Raw genomic sequence first — 17,339 nt, forward strand, 5'->3', positions numbered from 1 at the left:
GCCCCCTCGCCGGGCGCTCACACCCCGTGCCCTCGCCGCCCGGTTCCGGCAGGCGCGGGAGGGCGCCACGGTGGTGGAATTCGCCATCCTGGCGTTTCCGTTCCTGGCACTGATCACCGGCATCATCGACATGTCGATGCTGTTCTGGGCGAGCCAGACCCTCGACGACGCCCTCGCCGACGCCTCGCGCACGATCCAGACGGGGCAGTTCCAGAGCGTGAATTCCGGCGTCGCCGATCCCGCGCTGGTTCTGGAGAACCTGCGCAAGCAGCTCTGCCAGGTGAACGGCGCCGACCGCTGGACCCTGTTCAAGTGCGCGGAGGTGAAGCTGGAGGTCCGGGTCTTCGCCTCCATGGCGGCGGGCACGGGCACCAACCCCGTCGACCCCTCCACCGGCGACTGGTCGAAGGGGTTCGGCACGGCCTACGCGAACGCCCAGGCGAGCACCATCGTGGTGGTCCAGGCGGCGGTGAAGTACCCGACCTTCACCATCATGTTTCCCATGACCCCGACATTCCGGGACGGATCGCGCCTGCTGCAATCCGTCCAGGTCTTTCGCACCGAGCCGTTCTGAGCCGTGGAGGCCCGCGTGACCCGCTTATCCCCGGAGGCTGCCGTGACCGCGCCGGTCTCCGCCGACCCGGCCCCGTCGGGCGTCCTCGGCCGTTTCCGGCGCGCCCAGGGCGGCGTCGCGGCCATCGAGTTCGCCCTCATCGCGCCGGTGCTGCTGCTCATGTATGTCGGCGGCTGCGAACTCGCCCGGGCGGCGATGGCCCAGCGGCGCACCAGCCTGCTCGCCCGGACCGTGGCCGACCTCACCGCCCTCGGCGACACCACCTCGCCCATGGCGCGGGCCACCATGAACGACATCCTGGCGGCGTCCCGCCTCGTCTACAATCCGTTCGATGCGACCCAGGCTGTCATCCGGGTCGCCGCCATCGGCATCTACATGCAGGGCACGACGCGCACGGTGCGGATCTGCTCCAGCGACGGCTCGCCGAGCACGGCCAAATGGCCGGTCGGCGTCGCGCCGACGGGCCTGACCATCCCGGCCAACTACAACCGTCACGGCATGCGCCTCGTCGTCGCCCAGGTGACGATGCCGTACTCGCCGGTCCTCGGCGCGGCCTACGCCACCTTCACCGGCGCGAGCACGGGCGCGTTTCCCCTGGCCGATACGGTGGTCTGGCCCACCCGCCAGGGCAAGGCCGTCACCACCGGCGCCGACGACGAGGTGGTCCTGCCGGCGGGCGTCGCCTGCCCGGCGACGTCGAGTTGAGGGGGCGGGTCGAAGGGGCCGGGTCGAGGGAGTCGTCCCGCCGGCCGGATCAGCGGACGATGCGCAGCTTGCCGATGCTCTTGGCGATGTCGTCGAAGGCCGCGATCAGGGCGGTGGACGAGTTGGCGACGTAGGCCTGGGCCGGCACCGTGGCGCAGTCCCGCAGGAGATTGATGCCCGCCTGGTCGATGGGGTCGTTCGGCACGCTGAAGCCGATGGTGAACACCGCGATGTTGCGCGCCTTGGCGTTGGTGCAGGCCTCGCGCGTAAGGGCGTCGAGGGCGTCCCGCGCCTGGGCGTCGGAGGCCGGACTGGCCGTGCCGGTGACGAGGCGCCCGGCGAGGGCGGAACTGCCCGAGACCTTGGTTCCGTTGCCGTTGGTGATGTAGCCCATGGAGCCGAACAGGGAATCGTTGATGTTGCGGAAATCGAAACCGCTCGATGCGGCGATAGTCGCGTTGGTGTTCCATGAATTGAAACCATCGGTCATGAGGACGATGACCTTGCGGACCGTCGTGTCGTTGTAGGCCACGCCCTGGCCGAAAACGCTGAGAGGCGAAATCGTCCGCCAAGCCCACATAAAACCCTCGAAGATATTGGTGCTGCCCAATGGACCGAGACCATCGATGAGAGACTTCAGCTTCGCTGTATCGTTGGTCAGCGTCTGCAGCGGTTTGCTCGTGCAGCCGAAATTCGGCCCGTTGGGGATGCCGACGTCATTGTACGTCGTGACGGAATAGCGCGTCGATTTGTAGTATTTGCAGGCACGCATCTCCGCCTCCGGGGCGGTCATCGTCTTGGCCTCGCAACCCGGCTCGTTCGTATAATCCTCCAGATAACTGTTGAGTTGATATTGCACTGAAGGATTCATTTTTGTGTAACGCGACGCCGTCTTGGGTAAGTTATTGGCTGAGTCGTTCTGGACGTACGTCATGTCCTGGGAGGTACCCGCCGGCTCGTCGGGCGCGAACATCGGCACGAAGTAGCTGTCGGGATTGCCCGAGGTCGGCGCCGCGTCCTGCACATTCAGGGGATAGGGCAGCGTCTCCAGGCATCCGGCCCAGCCCCAGGTCGAGTCGAGCTTCTTGAGCTGGGCGAAGATGTCGAGGCGGTTCTTGATGGCCGCCTTGACGGTGGCGTTGGCGGCGGAAAAATCGACGTTGGTCCAGTGGTAGGCGGATTTCGGGGCCGACGACCCGTCGATCCAGGCCGTCGCGGCGCCGTAGGTATTGGGATCCACGGCTACACCACTGGCGAACGGCACGATGGAGATCCTGGTCTGCGGGCTGAAGGCGGGCTTGGTGTAGACGTAATCGACGAACTTCTTGGCCGCGTCCTGGGCGGCGGCCATCTTCGTGCCCGAGCCGCCGGCCTTGTTCATCGAGCCCGTGGTGTCCAACGCGATGGCGATCTCGAAGGTCTGAGCCATGGGCGTCGCGCATTGCGACGAGGCGGAGACATCGATGGTGTTGATGCGCAGGAGGCGGGCGAAGGCGGTGGTGTAGGTGGCGGTGGCCTTCACCAGGATCGTGCGCGGATTCGCCCCGATGGTCAGCGGTGTCGTCAGGGTCGCCACCGGCATGTAGGAGGCGATGAGCTTCGTCGCCTGATCCTCCAGGGCGGCGCTCGTCGTGGTCGTGGTGGTCTGACACAGGCTCAGGGCCGTCCCATCGACGGCGTTCTGCAATCGGGCACGCATGGCCGAGGCCCGGCCGTAATCGATCCCGGTACCGGCGAGGAACATCAGCGGCACGAAGCTCAGGCCGAAGATGATCGCGATGTTTCCGCGCCTGTCGCTGAGAAATCGACTCATGAGGGACATCGTTCGGACCTTGATCGACATCCGGCGACACCCATCAGGTTTTGCTTAACGTTCGGTGATCACCGGCGGCCACCAGCCCGATGCCGCCCTGGATCGACACCATTGCCCGCCACTCGGGTCCCGCAGCACGGCACCGGCCGGGAACGGGCCCGTCGCGCGCGGCGCGCCTACGCGGCGCGGTCGCGATGCCCTATGACCGGGTCCGGGGCGTCCGCCCCATGGTGAAGGCCGGACGGAGCCATGCGCAAGAACGATCCCTGCATCGCCGTCTGCCGGTTCGACGGGCGGACGGGCTGGTGCGTGGGCTGCGGCCGGACGATCCCGGAGATCCGCGCCTGGACGAAGCTGACGCCGTTCCGCCGCACGGCCCTCCTGCGCGACCTGCCGGCCCGGGTCCGGAAGGTTCAGGACGCCCCCCGGGAGGATTGATCCCGTCTCCGCTTCCCCGAGGCGGACTTCGTCCGACGCCGCCGCGCCCTTCAACTCTTCGGGTGCGGGGCGCACCGTCACAGACAGGCGCGCCGCAATCCCCTAAGCCTGCCTCGAGGGCCGCGCCGACCGAACGGGGGTGAAAGGCTCGGAGGAACACCCATGATGCTGCGCCGCGCGCTCCTCGGCCTCGCCGCCCTCCTCCCCCTGGCGCTCGCAGGGCCCGCGCGCGCTGAACCGATTCCCTTCGACGCGGACGCCTTCGCGGCGGCGCAGAAGGCGGGGCGCCCGATCCTCGTCGAGGTCAGCGCGCCGTGGTGCCCGATCTGCAAGGCCCAGAAGCCGATCCTGGCCAGGCTCGCCCAGGACCCGCGCTTCAAGGACCTCGTGATCTTCGACATCGATTTCGACAGCCGCAAGGACGTCCTGCGCCGCTTCGACGCCCGCATGCAGAGCACGCTCATCGCCTTCAAGGGCGCGACCGAGACCGGACGCTCCGTCGGCGAGACCCAGCCCGAGTGGATCGAGGGGCTGGTGGAGAAGACGCTCTAGCGCCGATGGCCGCCACCCTCGGCCTCGCCTTTCTGGCGGGCCTGCTCTCGGTGCTGTCGCCCTGCGTGCTGCCGCTCCTGCCCCTGGTCCTCGGGGCAGCGGCGAGCGAGCATCGCCTCGGGCCGGCGGCCCTGGCGGGCGGGCTCGCCCTGGCGTTCGTCGCCATCGGGCTGTTCGTCGCCACCATCGGCTTCACCCTCGGCCTCGACACGGCGGTATTCCGCATGGGCGCGGCCGTCCTGCTCGTGGCGATCGGCCTCGTCCTGATGCTGCCCGCCGCCCAGACCCGCCTGGCCGTCGCCGCCGGCCCGTTGAGCGACCGGGCGCGGGCGCGGTTCGGCGGGGCCTCGACCACCGGGCTCGGCGGCCAGTTCGGCGTCGGCCTGCTCCTCGGCGCCGTGTGGAGCCCCTGCGTCGGGCCGACCCTCGGGGCCGCCTCGCTCCTCGCCGCGCAGGGGCGCGACCTCGCCGCCGTGGCCCTCACCATGGTGCTGTTCGGCCTCGGGGCCGGCCTGCCCCTGGTGCTGCTGGGCACCCTGTCCCGCGCGACGCTGATGGGGTGGCGCGGCCGGATGATGGGGCTGGGCCGGGGCCTCAAGGCGGTCCTCGGCCTGATCCTGCTCGCGACCGGCCTCGCGATCCTCACGGGCCTCGACAAGGGCTTGGAGACCGCCCTGGTCGAGGCCTCGCCCGCCTGGCTCACGGCCCTGACCACGCGGTTCTGAATGTTTCCCACGACCCCGCCGCCGTACTCGACGGAAGAACGGCGGTGTTTCGTGAGGCGCTCCGATCCCCGTTGCGGCGGGTGGCGCCGTGCGTCACCCTGAGCCGTCCGCCCCTCCGGCGGTCGGGAGAAACCGATGCGCAAGACATCGAAATCAGAGACATCGAAATCAGAGACATCCACGCCCACGACTTCGAAGACACCGACGAAACGCCAGATCCTGCACGGCTTCGCCGCCCTCGGGGCCGCCGCGTGGTCCACGGGGCAGGCTCCGCACGCCTCGGCTTCCGAGGGCAAGAGCCCTGAAGGCGGCAGCGCAAAGGCCGGGGCCCTCGCGACGGACTCCTTCCGGGTTCCGACGGAGGACCCCGCCGTGTCCCTCTACGTCCGCAACAAGCGCCCGGCGGGCATGACGGCGTTCCCGGCCGACAGGATCCTGCTCTACGTCCACGGCGCGACCTACCCGGCCTCGACCTCGTTCGACCTGCCCCTCAACGGGCTCTCGATGATGGACTACCTCGCCGGCCAGGGCTTCGACGTCTACCTCGTCGATCTGCCGGGCTACGGCTTCTCCGACCGGCCGCACCAGATGAGCGCCCCCGCCGGGGACAACAAGCCGTTCCTGCGCACGGTCGAGTCCGCCCGCGCCGTGGGCCTCGCCGTCGAGGCCATCCTCAAGCGCCGGGGCGTGGACAAGCTCAACCTCATGGGCTGGTCGTGGGGCACCTCGACCATGGGGCTCTACACGTCGGAGAACAACGCCAAGGTGAACCGGCTGGTGCTCTACGCGCCGCAATGGCTCGCCACGGCGCCGCTGAACCTCGGCAACACTGGCCCGCTCGGCGCCTACCGCACCGTGTCGCGGGACAGCGCGAAGGAGCGCTGGCTCAAGGGCGTGCCCGAGGACAAGAAGGCCGGCCTCATCCCGCCCGGCTGGTTCGAGCAATGGGCCGACGCGACCTTCGCGACGGACACGGTGGGGGCGGCCCGGACCCCGCCGGTCCTGCGCGCGCCCAACGGCATCCTGGCCGATTCCCAGGATTACTGGCAGGCCGGCAAGCCGCTCTACGACCCCGGCCTGATCCGGGTGCCGACACTGGTGATCCACGCGGAATGGGACGCCGACCTGCCGAGCTATCAGGCACAGGGGTATTTCACCAAGCTCACCGCCGCGCCCTACAAGCGCTTCGTCGAGCTCGGCGAGGGCACCCACACGGTGATGATGGAGAAGAACCGCATGCAGTTCTTCCGCGCCGTGGCGGCCTTCCTCGAAGAAGAGAACCCGACCGCCCTCGAATGAGACCCTGGGACAACCCTACAAGCGCGGCCAGCGCAGCAGGCGCTCGGGGGCGAAGGGCTCCAGGGGCAGGCGCGGGGGCCGGCCGGTGGCGAGGTCGGCGACGATCTGGCCGGTGACCGGCCCCGTCGACAGGCCGATATGGCCGTGCCCGAATGCGAAGATCAGGCCCGGATGCCGCGGCGCCCGGCCGATCACCGGCAGGCCGTCGGGGGTGGACGGGCGGGCCCCGAGCCAGGGCTGGTTGTCGAGGGGCCCGCCGAGGCGCAGGGTGCCCATGGCCTCCCGCGCGGCCGCCTCGATCTGGGTGTGATCGGGCGGCGCGTCGCGGGCGTCGAGCTCGACGCCGGACAGGACCCGCACCCGGGCCTCGCCCATGGGCGCCAGGATCGAGCCCGCCCCCGTGTCGAGGATGGGCCGGGTCAGGGGCGGGCTGTCGGGATGCAGGGCGTAGTGGCGGTGGTAGCCGCGCTCGGCCGCGAAGGCGAAGCGGTAGCCCAAGGGCCGGGCGATGTCGGCCGACGCCGCCCCCGCCGCGAGGACGACTTGGCGGGCGAAGACCGGTCCGGCCTCGACGTCGATGCGCCAGCCCTCCGCCTCCGGCGCGAGGCCGCGGGTCGCGGCGCGGATCGTGCGGCCGCCGAGGCCGGCGAACAGGGCGGCGCAGGCCTCGACCAGGGCGCCCGGATCGCCGACGCTGCCCGTCTCCGGCAGGAGCATGGCCCGCGCGAACGGGCGCACCAGGGCCGGTTCGAGGTCGCGCAGGCCCGGCCCGTCGAGGAGCTCCATCGCCACGCCGTGCTCGGCCAGGATCGCCCGCTCCAGGGCGGCGGCGGCAAAGGCCTCGTCCGTCCGGTAGGCCTTGATCCAGCCCGTGCGCTTCAGGAGATGCGTCGTGCCGGCCCGGGCGGCGAGGCGCTCGTGCTCGGCATAGGCGGCGCTGGTAACGGGCAGGAGCGCCCCCGCGGCCCGGCGCCAGGCCGAGGTGCGGGCGGCGGCGAGGAAGTGCACGGTCCAGGGCACGACCCGCGGGAGATGGGTGTAGCGCAGGCGCAAGGCCCGGTCGGCGTTGCGCAGGTAGGCCGGCAGCTTGCCCCACAGGGCCGGCCCGGCCATGGGCAGGATCGAGCCGCGGCTGATCACGCCGGCATTGCCGAACGAGGTCCGGGCCCGAGCCTCGCCCGGATCGACGAGGACCACGTCGAGGCCGCGCTCCCGCAGGGCGATGGCCGAGGCGAGGCCGACCATGCCGCCTCCGATCACCGCGATATCGCAGGAGTCCCCGGCTTTCCGTGTGCGCTGCTCACTCATGCGACGGCATCGTTCCCATCCCGGATGAAGGCGCAGGCCGCGCGACCACCCATGCCCGCGCCATGCAAGACCTCGGCCCCCCTATCGCGGGCGCGGAGGCCGGGGACAAGGCCGGCCGCCGGGCACGGGCCATCGCCCGCGTCGGCAAAGGCCCACGAAAAAACCCTCCGGCGCGGGGCGCCGGAGGGTCGGGACCGGAGAAGACCGGACGGGGCGGGGCTACTCGGCCGCCTGGAGGACGGGCAGCTCGGAATCGAGGGGCATCGGGTTGCCGCCGAGCGCCGCCGCGAGCTTGACGTCGTCGACCTCGCCCTCCCAGCGGGCGACGACGATGCAGGCCACCGCGTTGCCGATGAAGTTGGTGAGGGCGCGGCACTCGGACATGAAGCGGTCGACGCCGAGGATGAGCGCCATGCCCACCACCGGCACGGAGGGGACCACCGCGAGGGTGGCGGCGAGGGTGATGAAGCCCGAGCCGGTGACGCCGGCGGCCCCCTTGGAGGACAGCATCGCCACGAGGAGCAGGAGGCCCTGCTCGCCGTAGGTCAGGGGCGTGTCCGTGGCCTGGGCGATGAACAGCGCCGCCATGGTCATGTAGATGTTGGTGCCGTCGAGGTTGAACGAGTAGCCGGTGGGGACGACGAGGCCGACGACGGGCTTCGAGCAGCCGGCGCGCTCCATCTTCTCCAGCAGCGAGGGCAGCGCCGATTCGGACGACGAGGTGCCGAGCACCAGCAGCAGTTCTTCCTTGATGTAGCGGATGAGCTTGAGGATCGAGAAGCCGTTGTAGCGCGCCACCAGGCCGAGGACGCCGAGCACGAAGATCGCCGAGGTCAGGTAGAAGGCGCCGACGAGGTAGGCGAGGTTGGCGAGCGAGGCGATGCCGTACTTGCCGATGGTGAAGGCCATGGCGCCGAAGGCGCCGATGGGGGCGACCTTCATGATGATGTTGACGACGCCGAAGATGGCCTCCGACAGCACCTTGATGATGTCGAGCACCGGCTTGCCGCGGTCGCCCAGGAAGGCGAGGCCGAAGCCGAACAGCACCGAGAAGAACAGCACCTGCAGGATCTCGCCGCCCGCGAACGCCCCCACCGCCGTCGACGGGATGATGTTCATGAGGAAGTCGGTGATCGTCTGCGTCTTCGCCTTGTCGGCGTACATGGCGATCGACTTCGGATCGAGGGATTTGGGATCGATGTGCATCCCTGAGCCCGGCTGGACGAGGTTCGCCACGATCAACCCGACGATGAGGGCCAGGGTCGAGAAGGTGATGAAGTAGATGAGCGCCTTGCCGCCGACGCGGCCGACCTTCTCGAGGTTGGTCATGCCGGCGATGCCGGAGACCACCGTGAGGAAGATCACCGGCGCGATGATCATCTTGACGAGCTTGATGAAGGCGTCACCGAGCGGCTTCATGTCCGCGCCGACCTGCGGGTAGAAGTGGCCCAGGGTGATGCCGATGGCGACGGCGACGAGGACCTGGAAGTACAGGGTCCGGTACAGGGGCTTGGGCTTGGCGGGCGGATGCGGGGCGGTGAGCGGTGATGGTACGGCAGCCATGGGGGCGTTCTCCCGGTTCGACGTTGCGGGTGTCGGTTGGGAGGCGGGGTTGGCCCCGGCTCCGTCCGATCCTGGTGTTGGCCGGCGGGTCTCTCCCCCCGGTACCCAGCCCTGCCGTGGATGCAGGCCTGCGTTTCGCTTACCGAATGGCAACCGGCATGCCAGCCCGGGAACCAATCTAATATTTCGTTAACACGTTGATTCGAGGCCGATTTTTCCGATGCCGCCCGCCCGATCGCCCGACCCCGATCCGAGAACCCGCACCCGGCCGGAGAAAGCCGTGCGGAAATCCGCACGCCGCCACGCCCGATGAGGACGGCCCCTCCCGATCCCGCCACGCCCCGTCCGGGGCGGCGGCGGGGCCTCGTCCTCGTGGCGAGCCTCGCCGCGATGCTCCTGGCCGCCTGGATCGCCGGGCGGGCGGCCGAGCGCTGGGCGCTGGCCGACCTGCGCCGCACGGCGCACGCGACCCTGGCGCTCCAGGTCGCGGCGCTCCAGGCGGAGATGCAGAAGCAGGCCTCCCTGCCGCTGGCCCTGGCGGCGGACCCGGAGATCGCGGCGGTGGCGGGCGCGTCCCTATCGCAGGATCTCGTCGAACGGGTGAACCGGCGCCTCGCCCAGGTGGCGGCGGCCACGGGGGCGGCGGTGATCTACGTCATCCGCCCCGACGGCATCACCGTGGCGGCGAGCAACGCCGGGGCCGAGCGCAGCTTCGTCGGCCGGGACTACGCCTTCCGGCCGTATTTCCGGCAGGCGGTGGCCACGGGCGCCGGATCGCAGTTCGCGCTGGGCACCGTCAGCGGCCGGGCCGGTCTCTACCTCTCGCGAAAGATCGCCGGCACCGGCGGCGTCGTGGTGGTCAAGATCGAGTTCGACGGGGTCGAGGCCGCGTGGCGGGCGGGCGGCGACGGGGTGTTCGTGGCCGATTCCCGGGGCATCGTCCTCGTGGCGAGCGATCCGGCCTGGCACTTCTCGACCCTGCGCCGCATCGACGAGGACGAGCGCCGCCGCATCCGCGAGGCCCTGGAATTCGGGGCGGCGCCCCTGGCCGAGATGCCGCTCCATCCCATTCCGGGCGCCCCCGACCGCGTGCGGGTCGGCCGGGGCGCGTCACCGGCGCGGCCGGCCCTGGCCCTCGACGCCGCGATCCCGGGGACGGACTGGCGGCTCCACACCCTGACGCCGCTGGGCGGCGCGGTGGAGCGCGAGCGGGTGCAGGCCTGGATCATCGCCGCCCTCGTCACCGGCCTCGCCTGCCTCGGGCTCGCCACCCTGGCCGACCGGCGCCGGCACCAGCGCCGGCGCCTCGCCGAGGCCTCGGCCCGCCGGGAGGAGCTCGAGGCTTGCGTGCGCGAGCGGACCCGGGAGCTCACGGACGCCAACCGGATGCTGCGCCTCGAGATCGAGGAGCGCCGGCGGGCGGAGGCCGAGCGCGAGCGGGTCGAAGCCGAGCGCGAGCGGATCGAAGCCGAGCGCGAGCGCCTGGGCCGCGAACTCGCCCAGGCCGGCCGCCTCGCGGCTTTGGGCCAGTTCGCCGCCAGCATGGCCCACGAGATCAACCAGCCGCTGGCCGCCATCCGCGCCTACGCCGACAACGCCGCGATCCTGATGCAGCGCGGCCGCACCGCGGAGGCCTCCGAGAACACCGTCGCCATCGGCCGGCTCACGGACCGCATCGGCGGCCTCACCCGCCAGTTGAAGGGCTTCGCGAGGCGGGCCTCGCCCCGGCGCGAGCCGGTGCCCCTGGACGCGATCCTGCGCAACGGCCTCGAACTGGTGGAGGCGCGCGCCCGCGGCGCCGGCATCCCCGTCGTCGTCGACGTCCCCCGCACCGACCTCCACGTCCTCGGCGACGGGCCGCGCCTGGAACAGGTGCTGGTCAACCTGCTGCAGAACGCCCTCGACGCCGTCGCCGGCCGCCCCGACCCGCGGGTGACCCTCCGGGTGAGCGAGGACGGCGACCGCGTCGGGATCGCGGTGCACGACACCGGCCCGGGCCTGCCCGAGGCCTTGCGTGCGCAGGTGTTCGATGCCTTCTTCACCACCAAGACGGACGGCCTCGGCCTCGGCCTCGCCATCGCCCGCGGCATCGCCGAGGATTGCGGGGGCAGCCTGACGGCGGGCGACGATCCGGCGGGGGGCGCCGTCTTCCGCCTGGATCTCGCCGGGGCGACCAGGACGGCCGGGCACGGGGAGGCGGGGCGTTGAGCGAGGCAGCGGAGGGGCGGCCGTCGCCCGAGCGGGTGGTCTTCATCGACGACGAGGCGGATGTCCGCCGGGCCAACCGCCAGAGCCTCGAACTCGACGGCTTCACCGTCGAGACCTTCGGGGCCGCCGGGCCGGCCCTGGCCGCGATCCTGGCCGATCCGCCCGGCCTCGTGGTCACGGACGTGCGCCTGCCGGACCTCGACGGCGTCGCCCTGTTCGCGCGCCTGCGCGCCCTCGACCCCGATCTCCCCGTCATCCTCATCACCGGCCACGGCGACATCCGCATGGCGGTGGGCGCCATGCGCGACGGGGCCTACGATTTCCTCGCCAAGCCCTATCCGGCCGAGGCCCTGATGGCGTCGGCGCGCCGGGCCCTGGAGCGGCGGCGCCTCGTCCTCGAGAACCGGGCCCTGCGGGCGACCCTCGACGCGGCGGTGGAGGAGGACCCCGCCTTCCTCGGGGTCTCGCCCGAGATGGTGCGCCTGCGCGGCCTCGTGCGCGAGGTGGCGCAGGCCGACGTCGACGTGCTCGTGTTCGGCGAGACCGGATCGGGCAAGGAGGTGGTGGCGAGCGCCCTGCACCGCTGGAGCCGGCGGGCGCGGCGCAACTTCGTCGCCATGAATTGCGGGGCGCTGCCCGACAGCGTCGTCGAGAGCGAGCTGTTCGGCCACGAGGCCGGGGCCTTCACCGGCGCCCTCAAGCGCCGGGTCGGGCGCATCGAGCACGCGCAGGGCGGCACCCTGTTCCTCGACGAGATCGAGAGCATGCCCCTCAACCTGCAGGTGAAGCTCCTGCGCGTCCTGCAGGAGCGGGTCGTGGAGCCGCTGGGCACCAACGAGGTCCGCGCCATCGACATGCGGGTGGTGGCGGCCACCAAGGTCGATCTCGGCCAGGCGGCGGCCCAGGGCACGTTTCGCGACGACCTCTATCACCGCCTCAACGTCATCACGATCCAGATCCCGCCCCTGCGCGACCGGCGCGAGGACGTGATGCTGCTGTTCCAGGAGTTCCTGACCCGGGCCGCCGCCCGCTTCGGCCGCGAGGCGCCCCCGGTCACGCCGGCCGTGCGCGAGTACCTGCGCCGCCACGACTGGCCCGGCAACGTGCGCGAACTCGGCCACTTCGCCGAACGCCACGCCCTCGGTCTCGGCCGGCCCGAGGCGGCCCCGCCCGGGGCCGCCGGGACCGCCACCCTCGGGACCCTCGCCGAGCAGGTCGACCGGTTCGAGCGCGGCCTCATCCGCGAGGAACTGTTCATGGCCGGCGGCGACGTGCGCCTCGCCGCCGAATCCCTCGGCACCCCGCGAAAGACCCTCTACGACAAGATCGCCCGCCACGGCCTCACCCCGACGGATTACCGCTAGGTCCGCCCGCCGGGACGCGGACGCTTCCACGCCCTCGGCCGAGACCGCAGCCGCCGCGAGGGCGTGGAAGCGGCGTCCTGCGAAATCCGTGCGCCGCGTGAGGAGTCCGGAAACACCGGCCGCCACTGTTCCGCGCCGTGCTTCAGGCCGTGTGTTGCCGAGGCGGCGTCCTGGTTCAGATCATGTCTTGGTCCAGCCGCGATCCTCGCTGTCATGAAACCGTCAAGACTCGCCCAGTGATTGCTGGTCTTCGGTTCGATGCCACAACCGCCCCAGTGCTTTCGAGCACACGCCTCGACGCTATGAATTTTTCCAGTCGTGCGGAAATATGCCGCCTAAATTACCCAATCAGCGACTGAATACGACCTAAATGACAACTGTATATTTTTAGATCTAATTAATCGAAATTTCATTCGACAAGAATAAAGATTTCCTGTGGTTGCTGCGACGCCGTACCCGAAGGGCCCTGTTCATGAAAGCTTTCAACAATCTCGGTCTTCTAGCAAAGATCGCCATTCCCCTGGTCTTCATGGCGCTGGTCGCGGCCGGCCTCGTCGCCTATGCTCGATCGGCACTGACGACACTCGCCCATGAGACGCGGGAGATCGCGCAAGTCCAGGCGGCGCGCCAGGCCCACATCCTGAACATGCAGGTTTCCATGACCGAAGCGGCGGTGCAGAACCGCAATACGCTGGTCGAGGCCGATCTGTCGAAGATGTCCGGCTATCAGGCCAAGCAGGCCGCCGCCATCGCGGCGAGCTACGCGGCGATGGACCGCCTCGTCGCTCTCGAGGATTCGGCGGAGCGGACGGCGGCCAACAAGAGCCTGCGCGCCGGACTCACGACCTATTACACCGTGCTCGACCGCTCGACCGCCCTCGGCGCGAAGGGCGAATCGGCGGCCGGCATGAAGATTTCCCAGGAGGAAGCGGCCCCCCAGCGCGCGAAGATCCGGGAGGAGGCCGAGCGCCGCGGCGCCATCATCGAGCAGCAGCTCAAGGCGGCGTCCAACGACGCGGAACACCTCGCGGCCTCGTCGACGACCCTCCTCATCGTGTCGGCGACCGGCGGCCTGCTGGCGGCCATGGGCCTGGCCGCCGCCATCGTCGTGCTGGGGGTGTCGCGGCCGATCGGCCACATGACGGCATCCATGGGCCGGCTCGCCCAGGGCGACCTCGACATCACCGTCGAAGGGGCCGAGCGCAAGGACGAGGTCGGCCTGCTCGCCCGCTCCCTCGAAGTGTTCAAGGTCAACGCCGTGACGGCCCGCCGCCTCGCCGCCGAGCAGGAGGCGGAGAACGACGCCAAGATGCGCCGCGCCGAAGTCCTGGACGGCCTGACCAAGCGCTTCGAATCCAACGTCTCCGCCCTGACCCAGGGCCTGGCGGGCGCGGCCACCGAGATGGAGGCCACGGCGCAGTCGATGTCCGCCACCGCCGAGCAGGCGATCCACCAGGCGGTGTCCGTGGCGGGCGCCGCCGAGCAGACCTCCGCCAACGTCCAGACGGTGGCCGCGGCCAGCGAGGAGATGTCGGTCTCGATCCAGGAGATCGTCAGCCAGGTCACGCAATCCTCCGCCATCGCGGCCCAGGCCGTGGCGGACACGCGCCGGACCGAGACCACGGTGCAGACCCTGGCCGCCGTCGCCGACAGCATCACCGACGTGGTCGCCATGATCACGACCATCGCCGGGCAGACCAACCTGCTGGCCCTCAACGCCACCATCGAGGCGGCGCGGGCCGGCGAGGCGGGCCGGGGGTTCGCCGTCGTCGCCACCGAGGTGAAGGAACTCGCCGGCCAGACGGCCCGGGCCACCGAGGAGATCCGCGCGAAGATCGGCGAGATCCAGGGCGCCACGGGCGAGGTCGTCGCCGATATCGGGCGGATCGGCCGGACCATCGCGGACATGTCCAACTACTCCGCCGGCATCGCCGCCGCCATGGAGGAGCAGGGTGCCGCCACCCGCGAGATCGCCCGCAACGTCCAGGAGGCCGCCCAGGGCACCCAGGACGTCACGAGCAACATCGAGCACGTCCGCGTCGGCGCGGGCACCACGGGCGCCGCCGCCACCCAGGTTCTGGGCGCGGCCAAGGAGCTCTCCCGCTACTCCGAAAGCCTCGGCGACGAGGTCGAGCGCTTCCTGTCCGGCGTGAAGGCGGCCTGACCGTCCGCGCCCGAGACCGCCCTCATCAGGGTCCCGCCGCATCTGCGAAGATGCGGCGGGCTTTTTTACGAGAGCGCGGGGGCGGTGCCGCGCCGTCCCTTGACAAGCCGGGGGATCGGGGCGCCATCGGCCCGATGCCAGGACCCGCCGACACACCCAGCCTCGAAGCCTTCGCCCGGAGCGGCCTCGCCGCCCTCGACGCCGGGGCCCTGCGAAGGCGCCTCGTCGAGACGGCGCGGGGGCCCGCGGCCGGGGCGACGCGGGCGGGGCGCGCCCTGGTGTCGTTCTCGTGCAACGACTATCTCGGCCTGGCCAACGACCCGAGGGTGATCGCCGCCGGACAGGCGGCCCTGGCGCGCTACGGCGCCGGGGCGGGGGCCTCGCGCCTCGTCACCGGCAACCACCCGCCCCTGGCCGCCCTCGAAGCCCGGCTCGCCGCCCACAAGGGGACGGCGGCGGCCCTCGTGTTCGGCAGCGGCTACCTCGCCAACCTCGGCATCGTGCCGGCGCTCGCGGGTGCCGGCGACCTCGTCCTCGTCGACGCGCTGGGCCATTCCTGCCTGTTCTCCGGCGCGCAGCTGTCCGGCGCGACGATGCTGCGGTTCCGCCACAACGACCTCGACCACCTACGAACGATCCTGGCGGCGCGGCGCGCCCGGCACGAGCGGGTGCTGATCCTCACCGAGCGGGTGTTCAGCATGGACGGCGACCGGGCGCCCCTGTCCGAGATCCTGAGCCTGGCCGCCGAATACGACGCCTGGACCCTGGTGGACGACGCCCACGGCCTCGGGGTGGTGGAGCCGCAGGCCCGCGCGCCCCTCGAAATGGGCACCCTGTCGAAGACGCTGGGCTCCTACGGCGGCTACCTCTGCGCGTCCCGCGCCGTCGTCGACCTCCTGACCAGCCGGGCCCGCAGCTTCGTCTACACCACCGGCCTGCCGCCGGCCTCGGTGGCGGCGGCGCTGGCGGCCCTGGAGATCGTGGAGGCCGAGCCCGACCGCGCCGCCCGGCCCCTGGCCCTCGCCCGCCGCTTCACCGCCCGCCTCGGCTTGCCCGAGGCCCAAAGCCCCATCGTGCCGATCCATGTCGGCGAGGCGCCCGCGGCGCTGGCCCTGTCGGCGTCCCTCGAAGCGCGGGGCTTCCTCGTCGTCGCCATCCGCCCGCCCACGGTGCCGGCCGGCACCGCCCGCCTGCGGGTGGCGTTCTCGGCCGCCCACGGCGAGGCGCAGGTGGACGGGCTGGCGGACGCGATCCTGGCCCTGCGCGGCGCCGGGACCTGAGGGTTCAGGCGCCGTCCCACGCCGCCCGGACCGGGCCGGTGGCGGTGTCCGGCTTCGCGTCGCCGATGAAGATCACCACCGGGCCATGCTCCGCCCGGCGCGGATCGTAGAAGTCGAGGAGGTCCGGGTGGCGCCGCTGGAAGAAATCCGGCCGCAGGCCCTCGCGGCGCAGGAGGTGGTCGATGACGACCTGATCGCCGTGGACGGCATTGGGAACGGGGCCGCAGGAGCCGGGCGCCATCCAGCGCTCGGGCTCGGCCGCGAAGGCCGCGTAGAGACAATCCAAGTCTCCCGCCAGGTCGCCCGCCTCCCAGCGCAGGAGGGCGCTGGAGACGCGGCCCGCGTGGAAATAGTCCTCCATGGCGGAAAGGCCCGGCTCGGCCAGGGCGTCGGCCGGCCCGGTGAGGACGGTGTCGAGGTCGCAGAGCAGGGTCGGGCCCTCCGTGAGGCCGGGGCGGAACGCCTCCATCTTCGCCCACCAGGCCGGCCAGTCGTGCCGCAGGGGCACCCGCTCCACGCCGGCGACGGCCAGCGGCAGGTCCGTGAGGCAGACGATCCGGTGGAAGGCCGGGGCGTGGCGGCGTACGCCCCGGGCGAGGCGCTCGACCCAGGTCGCATCGTAGCGGCCACCGCCCTTCAGGACGGTGATGAGCGTGGTCATGGGACGGGACTCATCCGTTGGAGGAATGCAGCCGGAGCCGCCCGGCCGCCTCGGAGTCTGCGAACCAGGCGCGCTCGGCCGCCCAGGGGTGGCCGGGCCAGCCGGCGAAGCCGAAGCCGTAGGCGTCCACCGGCCCGGATCGCGGCGGCCGCCCGAGGAGGAGCGCCAGGGTCACGAGGAAGCCGGTGCTCGGGTTCGGCCGCCCTTCCGTGCGGGCGGCGAGCCGGCGCCGGGCCTCGGCGTGCAGGGATTCGGGCAGGATGTGGACCGGTCGGCCGAGGGGGCGCAGCAGGGCCAGGGCCTCGCGGGTCCAGCACGTCTGCTCGGGGACGTTGTGCGCCGCCGGCAGCATGGGAAACGGCAGGATGAAGGCCTCGGCGCACCGGACCACCGGCCGGTCGAGGAAGCGCGGGTCGGCGAGCCATTCGCGCATCTGCCCGCCGCGGTTGACCAGGGCGAGGTGGGTGACCCGCGCGCCCGTGCGGCCGCCGAAGCCCGGCGCGTTGTTGAAGCGCACGACGGCGGGCGCCGCATCGATGGCGGCGGCGGCGGCGAGGTCCGGCGCGTTGCCGACGATGCTGAGGCGGGCATCCGTAACCGGAAGCCGGTCGTCCGCGCGGGAAGGGTCGTCCGGGCAAGGCGAGTCGACCTGGGCGGGCATTTGCGGCAGGGGTTCGAGGAAGGG

General features: G+C 71.5%; 15 protein-coding genes. 10 read left to right on the forward strand and 5 right to left on the reverse strand.

What is annotated here, in order from left to right; genetic code table 11:
- Positions 1–574 (forward strand): TadE/TadG family type IV pilus assembly protein (locus FV218_RS14885; protein ID WP_147710442.1); only part of this gene is annotated, 574 nt, incomplete at its 5' end.
- A gap of 15 nt (positions 575–589) precedes the next feature.
- Positions 590–1,279, forward strand: a complete 690-nt coding sequence (locus FV218_RS14890; protein WP_162239986.1) for a TadE/TadG family type IV pilus assembly protein — start codon at positions 590–592, stop codon at positions 1,277–1,279.
- A 49-nt stretch (positions 1,280–1,328) separates the two neighbouring features.
- Here FV218_RS14890 and FV218_RS14895 read toward each other — a convergent pair whose 3' ends face one another.
- The gene (locus FV218_RS14895) at positions 1,329–3,092 is read right to left on the reverse strand and encodes a pilus assembly protein (protein ID WP_244474915.1); all 1,764 of its coding nucleotides are present in this window, start codon (positions 3,090–3,092) and stop codon (positions 1,329–1,331) included.
- A gap of 249 nt (positions 3,093–3,341) precedes the next feature.
- Here FV218_RS14895 and FV218_RS14900 point away from each other — a divergent pair, with 249 nt between their 5' ends.
- The 4 genes from FV218_RS14900 to FV218_RS14915 all read left to right on the forward strand — a co-directional run bounded on the left by FV218_RS14900 (position 3,342) and on the right by FV218_RS14915 (position 6,106).
- The gene (locus tag FV218_RS14900; RefSeq protein ID WP_056089516.1) at positions 3,342–3,530 is read left to right on the forward strand and encodes a DUF1289 domain-containing protein; all 189 of its coding nucleotides are present in this window, start codon (positions 3,342–3,344) and stop codon (positions 3,528–3,530) included.
- 162 nt (positions 3,531–3,692) lie between these two features.
- Complete coding sequence (locus tag FV218_RS14905) at positions 3,693–4,082, forward strand: thioredoxin family protein (protein ID WP_056089519.1); 390 nt, start codon at positions 3,693–3,695, stop codon at positions 4,080–4,082.
- A 5-nt stretch (positions 4,083–4,087) separates the two neighbouring features.
- Complete coding sequence (locus FV218_RS14910) at positions 4,088–4,807, forward strand: cytochrome c biogenesis protein CcdA (protein WP_147710444.1); 720 nt, start codon at positions 4,088–4,090, stop codon at positions 4,805–4,807.
- 135 nt (positions 4,808–4,942) lie between these two features.
- Entirely contained in the window at positions 4,943–6,106 is a 1,164-nt protein-coding gene (locus FV218_RS14915; protein WP_147710446.1) for an alpha/beta fold hydrolase, read from the forward strand.
- Positions 6,107–6,121: 15 nt separating this feature from the next.
- Here the strand turns inward: FV218_RS14915 and FV218_RS14920 are convergent, their stop codons facing one another.
- Both FV218_RS14920 and FV218_RS14925 read right to left on the reverse strand, forming a co-directional pair.
- A complete protein-coding gene (locus tag FV218_RS14920; RefSeq protein WP_147710448.1) occupies positions 6,122–7,414 on the reverse strand; it encodes an FAD-binding oxidoreductase in 1,293 nt (430 codons plus the stop codon).
- A 219-nt stretch (positions 7,415–7,633) separates the two neighbouring features.
- A complete protein-coding gene (locus FV218_RS14925) occupies positions 7,634–8,977 on the reverse strand; it encodes a dicarboxylate/amino acid:cation symporter (protein ID WP_056089529.1) in 1,344 nt (447 codons plus the stop codon).
- A 309-nt stretch (positions 8,978–9,286) separates the two neighbouring features.
- On the opposite strand from FV218_RS14925, the gene FV218_RS14930 reads away from it, so the two are divergent.
- The 4 genes from FV218_RS14930 (at position 9,287) to FV218_RS14945 (ending at position 15,993) form a co-directional block, all read left to right on the forward strand.
- Entirely contained in the window at positions 9,287–11,185 is a 1,899-nt protein-coding gene (locus FV218_RS14930; protein ID WP_147710450.1) for an ATP-binding protein, read from the forward strand.
- Positions 11,182–12,549 carry a sigma-54 dependent transcriptional regulator gene (locus FV218_RS14935; protein WP_147710452.1) on the forward strand — a complete coding sequence of 456 codons (1,368 nt, stop codon included), beginning with the start codon at positions 11,182–11,184 and terminating at the stop codon, positions 12,547–12,549. The genes FV218_RS14930 and FV218_RS14935 overlap by 4 nt, the downstream gene beginning before the upstream one ends.
- A gap of 472 nt (positions 12,550–13,021) precedes the next feature.
- A complete protein-coding gene (locus FV218_RS14940) occupies positions 13,022–14,713 on the forward strand; it encodes a HAMP domain-containing methyl-accepting chemotaxis protein (RefSeq protein WP_147710453.1) in 1,692 nt (563 codons plus the stop codon).
- A gap of 134 nt (positions 14,714–14,847) precedes the next feature.
- Positions 14,848–15,993, forward strand: a complete 1,146-nt coding sequence (locus FV218_RS14945) for an aminotransferase class I/II-fold pyridoxal phosphate-dependent enzyme (RefSeq protein ID WP_147710455.1) — start codon at positions 14,848–14,850, stop codon at positions 15,991–15,993.
- 4 nt (positions 15,994–15,997) lie between these two features.
- Here the strand turns inward: FV218_RS14945 and FV218_RS14950 are convergent, their stop codons facing one another.
- The gene (locus FV218_RS14950) at positions 15,998–16,654 is read right to left on the reverse strand and encodes a hypothetical protein (protein WP_147710457.1); all 657 of its coding nucleotides are present in this window, start codon (positions 16,652–16,654) and stop codon (positions 15,998–16,000) included.
- A gap of 10 nt (positions 16,655–16,664) precedes the next feature.
- Positions 16,665–17,315 carry a hypothetical protein gene (locus tag FV218_RS14955; protein ID WP_246685135.1) on the reverse strand — a complete coding sequence of 217 codons (651 nt, stop codon included), beginning with the start codon at positions 17,313–17,315 and terminating at the stop codon, positions 16,665–16,667.
- Between the last annotated feature and the right edge of the window lie 24 nt (positions 17,316–17,339).

It is taken from the genome of Methylobacterium sp. WL69, from assembly GCF_008039485.1.
In the GTDB taxonomy this organism is placed as follows: domain Bacteria; phylum Pseudomonadota; class Alphaproteobacteria; order Rhizobiales; family Beijerinckiaceae; genus Methylobacterium.

Bases quoted from the DNA above. Each gene is read 5' to 3' on its own strand.
- FV218_RS14895 (WP_244474915.1), bottom strand. From the start codon at position 3,092: ATGAGTCGATTTCTCAGCGACAGGCGCGGAAACATCGCGATCATCTTC.
- FV218_RS14900 (WP_056089516.1), top strand. From the start codon at position 3,342: ATGCGCAAGAACGATCCCTGCATCGCCGTCTGCCGGTTCGACGGGCGG.
- FV218_RS14905 (WP_056089519.1), top strand. From the start codon at position 3,693: ATGATGCTGCGCCGCGCGCTCCTCGGCCTCGCCGCCCTCCTCCCCCTG.
- FV218_RS14910 (WP_147710444.1), top strand. From the start codon at position 4,088: ATGGCCGCCACCCTCGGCCTCGCCTTTCTGGCGGGCCTGCTCTCGGTG.
- FV218_RS14915 (WP_147710446.1), top strand. From the start codon at position 4,943: ATGCGCAAGACATCGAAATCAGAGACATCGAAATCAGAGACATCCACG.
- FV218_RS14920 (WP_147710448.1), bottom strand. From the start codon at position 7,414: ATGAGTGAGCAGCGCACACGGAAAGCCGGGGACTCCTGCGATATCGCG.
- FV218_RS14925 (WP_056089529.1), bottom strand. From the start codon at position 8,977: ATGGCTGCCGTACCATCACCGCTCACCGCCCCGCATCCGCCCGCCAAG.
- FV218_RS14930 (WP_147710450.1), top strand. From the start codon at position 9,287: ATGAGGACGGCCCCTCCCGATCCCGCCACGCCCCGTCCGGGGCGGCGG.
- FV218_RS14940 (WP_147710453.1), top strand. From the start codon at position 13,022: ATGAAAGCTTTCAACAATCTCGGTCTTCTAGCAAAGATCGCCATTCCC.
- FV218_RS14945 (WP_147710455.1), top strand. From the start codon at position 14,848: ATGCCAGGACCCGCCGACACACCCAGCCTCGAAGCCTTCGCCCGGAGC.
- FV218_RS14950 (WP_147710457.1), bottom strand. From the start codon at position 16,654: ATGACCACGCTCATCACCGTCCTGAAGGGCGGTGGCCGCTACGATGCG.
- FV218_RS14955 (WP_246685135.1), bottom strand. From the start codon at position 17,315: ATGCCCGCCCAGGTCGACTCGCCTTGCCCGGACGACCCTTCCCGCGCG.